Source organism: Paenibacillus sp. 19GGS1-52 (genome assembly GCF_022369515.1).
Taxonomy (GTDB): Bacteria; Bacillota; Bacilli; order Paenibacillales; family Paenibacillaceae; genus Paenibacillus_AQ.
This window is the reverse complement of the sequence record NZ_CP059724.1, coordinates 3651306-3663818: the sequence shown is the minus strand read 5'-3', so window position 1 is coordinate 3663818 and position 12513 is coordinate 3651306. Positions and strand designations below refer to the sequence as shown.

At 38.0% G+C, this 12513-nt stretch carries 8 protein-coding genes; 7 read left to right on the top strand and 1 reads right to left on the bottom strand.

Annotated elements, in window-relative coordinates:
- Window positions 1–851 precede the first annotated feature (851 nt).
- The 5 genes from H1230_RS17115 to H1230_RS17095 all read left to right on the top strand — a co-directional run bounded on the left by H1230_RS17115 (window position 852) and on the right by H1230_RS17095 (window position 7796).
- Entirely contained in the window at window positions 852–1157 is a 306-nt protein-coding gene (locus H1230_RS17115; RefSeq protein WP_239710977.1) for a hypothetical protein, read from the top strand.
- A complete protein-coding gene (locus H1230_RS17110; protein ID WP_239710974.1) occupies window positions 1154–2824 on the top strand; it encodes a hypothetical protein in 1671 nt (556 codons plus the stop codon). Before H1230_RS17115 ends, H1230_RS17110 begins: the two co-directional genes overlap by 4 nt.
- A gap of 669 nt (window positions 2825–3493) precedes the next feature.
- A complete protein-coding gene (locus tag H1230_RS17105) occupies window positions 3494–4288 on the top strand; it encodes a hypothetical protein (RefSeq protein WP_239710971.1) in 795 nt (264 codons plus the stop codon).
- Between the two features lie 1022 nt (window positions 4289–5310).
- Complete coding sequence (locus H1230_RS17100; protein ID WP_239710969.1) at window positions 5311–6294, top strand: restriction endonuclease; 984 nt, start codon at window positions 5311–5313, stop codon at window positions 6292–6294.
- 791 nt (window positions 6295–7085) lie between these two features.
- Entirely contained in the window at window positions 7086–7796 is a 711-nt protein-coding gene (locus H1230_RS17095; protein WP_239710967.1) for an SMEK domain-containing protein, read from the top strand.
- Between the two features lie 368 nt (window positions 7797–8164).
- Here H1230_RS17095 and H1230_RS17090 read toward each other — a convergent pair whose 3' ends face one another.
- Entirely contained in the window at window positions 8165–8515 is a 351-nt protein-coding gene (locus tag H1230_RS17090; protein ID WP_239710964.1) for a restriction endonuclease, read from the bottom strand.
- A 205-nt stretch (window positions 8516–8720) separates the two neighbouring features.
- Between H1230_RS17090 and H1230_RS17085 the strand changes: the two genes are divergently transcribed.
- Complete coding sequence (locus tag H1230_RS17085; RefSeq protein WP_239710962.1) at window positions 8721–10646, top strand: ATP-dependent nuclease; 1926 nt, start codon at window positions 8721–8723, stop codon at window positions 10644–10646.
- Between the two features lie 2 nt (window positions 10647–10648).
- Window positions 10649–12508 carry an ATP-dependent helicase gene (locus H1230_RS17080; RefSeq protein WP_239710959.1) on the top strand — a complete coding sequence of 620 codons (1860 nt, stop codon included), beginning with the start codon at window positions 10649–10651 and terminating at the stop codon, window positions 12506–12508.
- Window positions 12509–12513 lie beyond the last annotated feature (5 nt).

Genomic DNA, 12513 nt, shown 5'->3' with positions numbered 1-12513 from the left:
CACCGAACATTAAGTCTTGAGAAGATTATGATTTGCAAACCATAATTGACCTTTTTTTCGGTTCCAACAGCGTACTGATGTATTCAATCTTATTTTCATATTCGAAATGCCTCCAGTAAATCGATAACAACTTCTACTTCGCGGACCGGTTCAGAAACATTTTGCTGTCCAGCGATTTTAGTTTGTATTGCTGTTGAAAAACCTTTCCTATTCTAGGTTGGTTAGGGAGGCGAGTTCTAATTTTTCAGTTATCATTCCATTGATTATCTACAAGGTTTAATCTTATCTATAAATCTTTTCCATACGGTAAGTTAATCTATGTGCACTTGGCCAACCAGCTTTAACAAATATGTCGAGTACTTTTATTAGTGATTGAAGACAATCGGGATTGTCACGGAAGATAATACGACATTTTTCCAGATAATAGCCGAATTGTCACTTGAAAACGCACAGCTGGCACTGGATCGCTTGTATAACCTTCCAATATTGCCAACAAACCAGGTATCGCATGAGACTGTAAGCGAGCGAGTTCTGTCAATGCTTCAGCAGCATATGCTTAACCCGATGCATCTTGCCCTGCCCGGGAGGAACACGCCGTGGCTGCATGGGATTCAGAGCGGGCTGTGCTTAGCATCCGACTGTCACAGACCTAGTGATTGAGCTTAGCTGACAGTCTGCGAAAGCGATATGCCATCATCAAGAGAAGCGACAAATAGTAAAGCAGCCTTTTCGGATCGATTTCTTGTTGTTCTTTCATAAAGTGAATTGGAAAAAAGGATTTTGATTCAGCGTGTGGAATGTTTCATTTAGCAGTAATGATGAATAATTTTCCAAATGAAAGGAAGATGAATGTGAACATAATAGCCGCAATAAGCATACTGGAAAAAGAAGGTATTCAAATGAAGATCACCTTATCTGGCATACCTCAATACTCGTTTAAGCTTCCGGATGATGCGAAGGCGAAATTCAATTTGTTTTATACAGCGGATACAGCGAGTAATATATCAATTGAATTGCGCCACAAAACCGCTAATTTTACCGTTTCACCAGACCTAGAAGCTCTTGCAACAGAGCTGTATTTCAAGCGTATTGCAGCAGAGTTTACGGTGGACTGCTCGGAAATAATTACGAGAATCTGCGTCAGGGACTCCAAGTGACAATACTAGAGTATACACCGGTATGGCCGGAAACCGCTATATTCTGGGGTGCAGGGGCTACTGCTGCTATAGGGATGCGAACCACGCAGAAACTTAGTGAATCTTTTTACGTGCTTGCACAAAAAGATGCTGCTCTAACTGACCGGGTGAAGAGATCTATCGAATATGATAAACCAGTATGGCTGGAGGCTGTAGTCGATCTGTTAAATATACTGGGTGATCCGGATAAAAGTACAGAGGCAATGGAGTCCGTCCGCCGGCAATTTCCGTTATTGAACGAGGATCAGCAGCGGACCCGGCTGGAGGAATTAAGGAGTACATACGACTGGAATACACTTTACCGCATTATTCAGATCTGCCCAGGCAATACGAAAGAAGAGTTTCAACTGCAGGATCTGTTCAATATTCTTGACATGCATATTTCGAATCGACAGGGGTTCTATGTTCCCGATGAAGTTGATGCTTCGTTTATTCCGTTCAACCGAATGATTGGTGCCCGCAATACCTTGAAAATGCTGACGATTCTAATGCATACCTTGGACTTTCAATTTGCTATTGCCGAAAAAAAGGACCTGATTAAGCAGTACGAATCGTTTGCCGAAGTGCTTTATCAGTTAATGATAGAAGAAGGATTTGATCTCTACAAGAACCAACAGGATAAGCTGCAAGAGCGTTCCTTCTATTTATTCAGCCATTCGATTATATCGATGAACTGGGATCCAATTCTGCTATGGTTGTTATTCAATGTACACAATAATCATAACAATGGAGCTTCAACTCCGGTTATCGGGGAGCCACCTATGCCGCTTAAGCTATTCCATGATATGGGCCATTTTATGGGCGTTCGCAAAATTGATGGCAATACCCCGCAGGTCTGGTATCCATTTAATGAAACTGTTGTGCAAAGAATGAACGATCCGGAACACATAACCTCCAGAAGAGTACGTGTCGGAAAATATTATTTTCCTCATGGCTGCTCCGGTTGGAGGGAGTGTCCCAACTGTGGGAAGCTGACAATGTATATGGGCGGTGAATGGGGACTGGATACGGCAACCCTGTTTCCGCCATTGCCGTTGCCTTCACTCAGCTTCGGGTATGAAGTAAAATCACTTCAAGAGAAGAACGCGCAGGATAAGGGAAGAAGTGATGCAATTCAGTGCACCTTCTGCGGCACCATAACCGAGGCTCAGCATGTTCCGCTTGTTATGCAAAGTAATTTCAAAGGCGAGCATCCCTCTTTCGTTGAAGAAATTCAGCGGGACATGAGAGTTTCTCTGGAAAGAACACAACATGTGGTTCTAATGGGGTATTCATTGCCGAGCGATGATGTTATCTATCGAAGCCTGCTATCAGCCAGAAAGAATAGGGGGAAAGGAATATTCTGCTCTGTGGTTGGAAAGAGTGCTATTCCGACCAACGGATGGATTGGCAAAGATCAAATAGATAGCTTCTTAGAGAAATTAAGAAAAGAAGCGCCGCAGGACTCGTTTATACGCACAATTACTTCCGTTCTTGAAATATTCGGAAAAGAAAATGCACGGTTTTGCGGGGATGGGATTCCGGGTGTGTTTTTGGAGAACGCAAGTGGATCGGCATCGATGTATAAAGTAAAGGAACTCTTATATCCAAGTCTAACATTTCCAGGTAACCGGGTATTAAGAATTTAATGTAGCAGCGGTGTATCCGTAGTTTTGTGAACATTCGAATAGGTAGGGCATCAGAAAGAGGAGAACTAACGGTCAATGTCATTAGTTTAGTTCAAGATAAGAATGGGAATAAAAATAGAATCCAAAACGGCATGTGGAAAAGCCCTATGCCGTTTGTTTTCCAGTCAGTTATTGCCTGGATATGCATTTTGGTGAAGGGAAATTGGTCATTTGGGCATACAGGAGGCCCATGCTATGGCCGATCCTACCGTAGAAGCTTAAAGATTTTGAAGGGACTCCCAACCTTGACCGAATGTAGGTAACTTTGTGTGTCGGTGGACAAGAACATGGTACTATTGCCGATTTGATGATAATCTAATCATTTTTCCATCTAATTTATTATTCTAACAAACAGCGTTGGCACGACCTAAACGAGCAGGAAGGTTGTAACCGGTGTATCCTCTATCCGGATCACTAGCATTAAAATTCACGATGCTACGGGGCGTCATCAACGGCTACTACTGAGTAGGGGTTCGTAAAGTAACCATTAAACGAATCATATGTTAACAGTGTAATAGTTTGTGATTTTCATCGATGCTATCGATGCTTTTGGCTAGATTAGCCGATATATTTAATTGTGATGTAATCGCATCTCCGGAATCACAAATGATGAACGTAGGAGGTATCAATATGTTTTCAAGTGCTACAATTGTTGACGTAATGGACCTATTTAGTAATATTAATTCTCATGCGGATATGAACAAATTTTTTATCCGTTATGAACTGGGAAATTATTCTGGGGGAAGTAGTAAAAGTGATAGAGTAGCAAGCTTGGCAAACCACTTTATTAAGAACCCTTCATTGCCTGGATTATTAAGCGACAATCTTGTTTTTGAAGTTATAGAAAAAGTTATTAGTCAAGCTGCATCTAATCCATACCACTTTGATCCGTTAACGAATGAGTTTATAAACTTTCCCGACTTAAGGCGACTCTTGTTAAGAGATGGTTTTATCATTGAAGCAGGAAAGTTAACAAGAACTTTCGAAACGGTGATCGACTTCCCGGAAAGTGAATCTTTACTTGAGATATTGCTGAAAAAGTACAATTTAGTGGTAGCCCATGGCCACTACAAACAAGCGATAAACGCATTTAATAGGGGGGATTGGGCAGCTTGTAATAGTCAATTAAGAAGCTATGTAGAGGATCTGATAAATCAGTTATCAAAAAGAATAACGGGCAGTGTGCCCGCAGACAGCAAGCTTGCTCGAATTAGTTTAGCCCATGCAAATCCTCCTCTATTTTATAAGGAACTTAATGAATGGATAGGTAATGGAACAGGTTATTATGAAACCTTTTGGAAAAGACTGCATCCCGAAGGTTCTCATCCGGGGCTTTCAGACGAAGAGGATTCTATTTTCCGTTTAAATTTGGTTCTAATTTCCACATTAGAAATATTGAAGAGGTATGAAAAACATTACCATTAAACATGGCTATGAATGGTTTGAGCTTTTTAAAATTCGATGAAAACTCCTAAAGGCAAACTATCTTCGGGATCTTTTTTTTGAGGCGCATGCTGTGTTAGTTAACAATTAATTATCTATTCATGATCCCCGGCATTTGAAAACACTACCCTTTCGATAAGCCTTATTTGATGTAATCATTGACCTCTCTGGTTGAACGGGAAAATAAAGAAGATGATTTGTGATACTTGTTTTCCTCCTCAACTTGTTAAGAACTCAAAAAGAGAACTTTCAACGGCCAGCCGCCCGCCGGATCGCCAGGGCTATAGTAGCCCGATCAGGTGGACCGGTATCAACGGGAAATAACTGGGCGCAATGGGCGCGGGGAAACCTGGAAGGGCGGTAATAGCAAGAGGGTGTTACCTAGAATATAAAAGCAAGGTGCTTTATCTCCTGTCGGTGTACAAGAACATAATCTCGTAAGAATCTGCGCACATCACGGGTTTTGTATTTTAAGGTACCAAGTACTAGTCCTTTGCTCAGGACAAGAATCTGGTACCTTTGCCGAATATGGACAAGGATATCTTACATATCAGATTGATAATCATCAAAATACATATTCATGTTCTGACATAAAACGTATAACTGTGCGTACTGGTTAGCTTACGTATCAATTATCCAAAGAAAATAAAGTATTAGACTGAAAAATAAAGTGTTAGACTTGGAAAAAAAGTTATAGACTGTCACGCCAGCGTCAAGCTGCGTAGCGAGGCTGAGGTTCGTGCTCCGGGTATTCTTCCGGGAGCGCCGGTTTCAAAGTGTAGGACAGGCGAATGATCCGGTAACCTCTACATGCGCTAATCATCTTGATCAGTCACCTACGATCGTCCACTTATATGAACAATGGAGGGTCAAAGTAATACAAACTAGTGAGATTGAATCTGACTACGCACCATTAATACTTTACCTCTTCGTTTCAGATTAACGGTTGCTGTTGGGAAGTTGTATGAGATGTTTGGAAGACATTTTAAGAAAAGGTGATAATATTGTATTTTTCTGAGGATGATATCAATTTTGACTTATTGACCAGTTCCATTCAATTTGAAGAGTTAAGCTATGACCTTTTATCAAGACAAGGATTTCATACATTAAAATGGCGACAAGGTGGCGCTGATAATGGAAGAGATATTGAGGCTCTCTATACAACAGGTAACCCCTTAACTGGACCTATAACGGAAAAGTGGTTTATCGAATGTAAATACTATACAAACGGAGTGCCGCTTAATGAGATCAGCACAAAATTTGATTGGGCTAGTGTAGAATGGGCAAGACATCTTGTAGTTATTACTAGTTCCTATCTAACAACTGCTACTCGCAGTTGGGTAGATTTAAGAATGCAACATGAGCGATTTCTTTTTCATCTTATCGAAGGGAAACAATTAAAGAGTTTGATATTACAATTCCCAGATATAGTTATTAAATATTTTAAATCCGAATCAGAGAAACTACTTATTGATTTAATTAGAAGCTGGACATATCATAATGTTCTTCCTAATAGAAGAGCATTATCTATACTCATCAAGGATCTTGATTACACTAAATTGACTCCTTATGAGCTTAGCTTTCTTAGTATTGCAAGCGCAATTTCCACTGGCGGTCTTGATTATGCCAGTGTACATGAAGGGCTGGAAGAGCGTTTCGATAGCGTTATAGAATATCTGATAATTCAGAAAAATCATGAAACTGATGTTTTTCCAACTCTTAATGTTGTTCACGGTTCACAAGTAGGTTTTGGATCCTTAATGGAAAACGAAGTATACACTTATTATATGAAAGCAACTTTAACAATAGATTGTGATGGAAAATTGATTCCAGCTAACCTATTAGTAATTTACAATGACTTAGGAGAAGGTGTTGAAGTAGTACTATATCGTAACCATGAAAACAAAACAATTATTAGGCATATTAATGAAGGTAGTGAGGAATATGCTTTTAGTACTTCTTCAATATTAATCGAAAAATTTCATTAAATAAAAGATAGCTTTCTTCTAAGGGATTGTCTTAAACGTATTGAATACGATGTTACTGGTTTATATCTCATTTTTTAGAAAGCAAATGTTCTATATGTAGGTATGTCACTGAAGATAGACAGACGCATCTCTAAAATTGAAAGTAACCACCATCAACTTCCTAATATTCTTGAAAACCATCCTGAATCAAGGGTTCATATTATAGAGTTTCCCTGGTGGGAACTGGACATATCAGATGATGATCTAAATTTTTATCGTTCTCAAGTAACCAAAGCATTAAGAAAATACGAAAGTGCCGCTATACTGTATTACCGGCCTAAATATAACAAGACCTTATAATTAATCTGGCCAAAGTATACGGTGTTGATGAAATTGTAAAATTCTGCAGTTGCAGCTGGGCAGGCGTGGTTCCGGGAAACCATGAAAGTGCCGGTAAAAAAAAGTACAAAGAGCGTAAACGGCAATTCGCACGCAAAAGTTGCCTTATGCGAAGCGGCTTGGGTAATCGCTCGCTCCCGAAATACTGAACTCTCGACGAAGTTTTGGAAAATCGCCTCTCGGCGTGGCAAGAAAAAAGCATGCCTTGCTATGACAGGATCTTCTGTTACAGAGCTAGAGTATAACCATTCTATCTGAATGACATACTCGAAAAGACTTCTAGAGTAACCTATGCGCAAACCTGGATGGTACCACGAGAACCAAGATTGGAGGCAAGGAATCTTTAAAATTAGCAACTGTGGGAATCTGTCTGCTAGAGGAGCAATTAAACTTTATTTTGGGGGATATGAGCGATGTTAACTCGTGGGAAATTGCTAGGAGATATAATGGATGGGCTGGGACAACTTAATTTTGTCCTTCAAACCAGAAGTAAATTAGGGCTGTACGATTTGAATAAATATTGTGAGGATTTCATCAAGGATTTTTTGAACCTAATTTATGGATATAACCTTGTTAACTTGAATGAAACGAGATCTAACGAACCTGGGTTAGATTTAGGTGATGAGGTCCAGAAACTTGGCATTCAAGTAACAACAGATAAGAAATCGACCAAGATAAATCATACCTTTGAAAAAATAACGGATGAACAAAAAGCAAGATATGAACGATTTGTTATTCTCATACTTGGGGCTAAGCAAAGCAGCTATGATGGGATTAACCCTGAGTTGGCTTCAAATCTTCATTTTGAAATTGAAAATGATATTTGGGATTTTGGTGATTTAGAAAGAGCTATAGTTTCTCTTCCTCTCGACAAGATTAAATCTACATATGATTTTCTACAAAGCAATCTGATTAGAGTATTTAGCGATTTAGATGTTGGAACCACACCTTCAGGCGAGGCGACATCCATGTTAGACCAGCTGGAACCACGACCTGTTAACAAGTACATGGGTTGCAGTAATTTGGTAACACATATTAACGAAAAGCATCGTGTCAATCTCAGGATTGATGATATGAATCCATCATATCAGATGTTTTATAATCAACTTGCAGAGTTGCCGTAAATAACGCGAGAGTTCTATTACGCTTTACTTTCACGTTCTGTATTTGTTCCGGGTAGAGAAACTTATGGAGTTAGAGAATCTTTAATCAGACGGTTACTAAATATTTCTCAAACGAGGTTCAAGGAAGAATTAAAGTTACTTGAGGCATACAATCTTGCTTATCTTATTGAATTACATGAAGATGACTACTGGATAATGTTGGAGGCAACATTCAAGAAAGAACCTTGTTTGGTAGATATGATGGATTATATCGAAGATAAGAGTTTCGATTTAAAGACAATATTCGTTGATCTTAACTTTACTTGTTTCAGTTGAGGAAATAATTTTCGGTTCGACGTTCAAGTAACGGGACACGATAGTTAAATTACCTAGCCTGCCGGTGGGACCCGGCAGGCTGTTCGGATAGCCGAAGTTTTATGTAAGGAGGTTTTTATTTGTATATTCTTGTTAGTGATAATAATGCCAATATCAGCTTTGATATCTTCCAAAAATCCAATGAATCCATCAACAATTTTCACGTCAATGTTCTTAGAGTAGTACTTGCACTCTACTGCGAGTGTTATTTCATGTCCCATAAATTTTCCGACAGCTAATACATCTATTTGTCTTTCGACTTTACTTTGATGTCCCAAAATCTTACCGTCAAATGTAATGTTCACTTCAGGGAACTCTGATTTTAACTTTTGGTATATTTCAACTTCGTACCGTCTCCAGTCCATAGTAGTCCCCCAGGTTCTCATCATTTCATATTTTAGGATAACGCATTTGGGAGAAAGAAAACAAGGAATAAACGGAAAGAATTGAAAGTGTCGTTTTCGACCAATATTCGACATTTTTTTTAGACAAAATATGATATGTTTATATATGTAAAAAGTACATAGATCTGAAATCTACCATAACAGAAACCTTATCGGGGGAGTCTTAGTGAGAATTGAAGAATTGCATATCAAGAACTTTAGAAATTTTGATGAAAAAGTTACAATTGTTCCTCGGAAAATTAATGAACACGACATTGTTGTTCTTATTGGTGAAAATAATGTTGGGAAAACCAGCATTCTTACTATATTACACAGCCTGTTTAATCCTGAGCGTTCAATACGTACTTTGGAATTTCAAGAAACTGATTTTTACAATCCAGAATTTCCGATTGAAGTTAATATTATTTTCTCGGATTTAAGTGAAGAAGTTAAAGCAGTGTTTATTGGGATGGTTGATATTAAAATTGTGGATGGAGATGATCATTATTTTTTGCCATTTACGTTTAAATGTGTCTATGACAAAGACACCAAAGAAGTGGAGCCTTCTCTTGTTTACGAACGGCAGCCTGAACGCTCGGTTAGTTTTTCTGAAAAAAGATTAATTTCATTTTATTTTCAAGATGCTCTTCGTGATCACAGGGCTATCAAATCTAATAAGGGCAGTCTATTTGGAAGAATTCTTGATCAAATTGATTTATCTAATCAAGAGGAGGAAATATTAGGGAAGCTTGATGAAGCTGGCGAAACATTAAATGAAAATACCGACATCAGTGAGCTCATAAAAGGCGTGGCCAGTATAACACGGCAAGTTATTGATTTGTCTGATAAAGATGGAACTGTCCGACTAACTGTAGCGGCTTCTTCAGCTACAGATATAAAAAGGAATATTCAACTTCAATTAAGACATCGCAATGAAGAAAAATACCTAAATATAGATCAACTAGGGCTAGGATTGCAAAGTGTTTTGACGGTGAGCGTATTTCGAGCTTTTGCGGGAATTGGTAAGTTGCGTGAAGGTATATTTGCCATTGATGAACCAGAATCTCATCTATATCCGCATTCTCAAAGAGCAATGTATAGAGAGGTTTTGGAACTCTCTAAATCGAGGCAAGTTTGGGTCGCTACTCACTCTCCTACGTTAATAGAATGGATTAACCCAAAACAAATTTGTTTGGTTCGGAAGCAACCCAATGGAGATGTGTCCACTTGTATTCAATTACCTGCTAAATTCCCGAATGCTCATATTGCATCATACGAGAAACATTTAGACGTTGGTAAAGCGGATGCTTTCTTTGCAAAAGCTGTGCTCTTGGTGGAGGGCCCTACAGAGCAAGGACTTTTTCCTGCATTAGGAATTGCTTGTTCTGACGAAAATAATATCTATGATTTAGATCGTGTTGGAGTATCTGTCATTAACACAGGTGGTAAAAATAATCTAAAAGCATTTATTCAATTATTGAACAACTTTAATATTCCAAATGTAGCAATGATTGATTATGATTCGGTAGATGAAAATCACGAAAAAGTTATTAAGGAGATTAAAGAAGAGTGTTCAGCATTTTATGAAATACCTAGAAATACTGATATGGGAGATATTGAAGGCCTAGTTTGTCTTCATGTTCCTATTGAAGAATTACTTCTTTTCTTAAAAGGACTTTTACCAGCCGAGAGAATGTTAGATTTATTTTCAGATTTAAAGGGAGCAATATCTAGATTTGACAAGGACAAGGGACAGGAGATCAGAGCACTACGTAAAGCAGAAGCGGATATTAGTGAATGCTTCCCCATTCTAGAAAGTGTCCCAGACGCTGAAGAATCAATTAGGAAGTGTATCGCAGACTCGTTTCGGAAAATCAAAGGAAGAACAACGGGAAGACTCATTGGTGAAGTGTTCTATGATCATTTCCCGCAAGACTTTATTGATAATACGCTTAGTGCAGTTATGGAACTAGCAGGTTACAACATCACTAAAGATGATAAAGATAAGGATTCTGAAAAGAAATTCCGCGACTATGAAGAATATGATGAAGCTGAAGATGAAGGCAACGAAAGCCCAGAAGAAGATTATGACCCAGAAGAGGATGACTTTTAAAGATGAAGGCGCTTAATGACTTAAACAATGAACAATGTAGTGCTGTTCAATATTTTGACAGGCATTCAATGGTATTTGCGGGACCAGGTACAGGGAAAACTAGGGTCATCACAAGCCGTATTTCGTATCTGTTTGAGTCAGGTCTGCTAAAAGCACATAAAAAGATCCTTGCTATTACGTTTACGAACAAAGCAGCAAATGAAATGAAATCTCGCGTGAAAGCGAGTGGTATCGATAATAAACAAATTCGTATCGGAACCTTTCATAATTTTTGTTTGTGGGTACTCAAATCTTATGGTGACAAAATAGGTTTCGATCGTTCATTCACCTTTTTGGCTGGTAATCAGCAGTTAGCATTAATGAATCAAATCATCAGGAAGACATCTTTAAACATGAAGGCTACGGATTTTAGGAGCCGTATTAGTTCATTAAAAAACTCATCTTCAGACTTATCTGATTATATTACAAGTTGTCATCAGAGTAAGGTTTTTAATTTTTCGGAAGCGGCTGAGGAGTACAGCTCACAATTAAGGATTAACAAGTTTATAGATTATGATGATGCTATTCTTTTTACGGTGACACTGTTGAAAAATCAACCGAGCGTGTTAAATCTTTTCTATAATGCATTCCCTTATGTGCTGATAGATGAGATGCAGGATACTAATCGCATGCAACTTGAGTTAATTCAATTGTTGGGGACGAAAGCAAAACATATTATGGCAGTCGCAGACGATGATCAATCCATTTATGGGTGGAGAGGTGCAATACCAACAGTTATTCAAGATTATATACGTATTTTAAATGCAAAGACATTTGTATTGAATGCAAACTATCGTTCACCTCAAATTATACTGGATGCTGCGAATAAATTGATATTGAATAACAATAATAGAATAAGCAAAGAACTTTCAGGTAGAGATACAGGTGAAGATGATTCTTTTGAAATCGTGGAATTCGACACTTGGGAAGAAGAGGCACAACGGGTCGCAGAGCAAATTAGTGAGTTACATCAAAGTGGAATTCTATATAAAGATATTATTATCCTATACCGTAGTCGTCATCCTTCTTTGAAAATAATTGATGAAGCACTGAAAGAAAGAAACATACCATTCCAACATTTTGGAAGAAACTTTAACTATAAGGAAACATTGTTGACTGAAACAATTATGCTTGTTATGAAACTCAAGGCTGATCCAAGTAACGAACTGCTCGTTTTAAGTCTATTAACTGATTTAGAAGAAAGGTTTGATTATCCAGATCTTTATAAATACTATTCTGAAAAAGTTGGAGAAGTTAATATTAAGTCTTTATCTAAACTTCATATTGAAGACTCATTTGATGAGATGATTAAAGATATATCTAAATTTTGCCTTAATGGTATTACAAAGAAGCCATATTTAAATATCTTCAATAGAGTATGTAACTTATTGGATTTAGAAACTATTATAGATGAGTTAGAAGTTGAGAATGCCGATGAGGAATTAAGACATATTGAACATTTAAAAGACAGGATTTCAAAATCAACAGCTCCTGATTTTCTAGAATTGATCTCTGAAATTGAATTGCAGGATGACTCCAATCACATAGACCCCTTAATAAATAAGGTGGGTATATCTACCTTTCATACTGCCAAAGGATTAGAATATAAGGTTGTATTTATTGTTGCCATTGAAGAGTCATTTCTTCCTGGAAGAAACGGTTATGATGAGGTTAAGGTACAGGAAGAGAGAAGAGGGCTCTATGTTGCAATGACGCGTTCGCAGAACAAGTTGTTTTTATCTTATGCTAAACACAGAACTGATTGGAATGGAGTTGGAGGAAAAGCTAAGCCTTCACGATTTATTGATGATTTGCTTAGTTAGTTGAA

Bases quoted from the DNA above. Each gene is read 5' to 3' on its own strand.
- H1230_RS17105 (WP_239710971.1), top strand. From the start codon at position 3,494: ATGTTTTCAAGTGCTACAATTGTTGACGTAATGGACCTATTTAGTAAT.
- H1230_RS17095 (WP_239710967.1), top strand. From the start codon at position 7,086: ATGTTAACTCGTGGGAAATTGCTAGGAGATATAATGGATGGGCTGGGA.
- H1230_RS17090 (WP_239710964.1), bottom strand. From the start codon at position 8,515: ATGGACTGGAGACGGTACGAAGTTGAAATATACCAAAAGTTAAAATCA.
- H1230_RS17080 (WP_239710959.1), top strand. From the start codon at position 10,649: ATGAAGGCGCTTAATGACTTAAACAATGAACAATGTAGTGCTGTTCAA.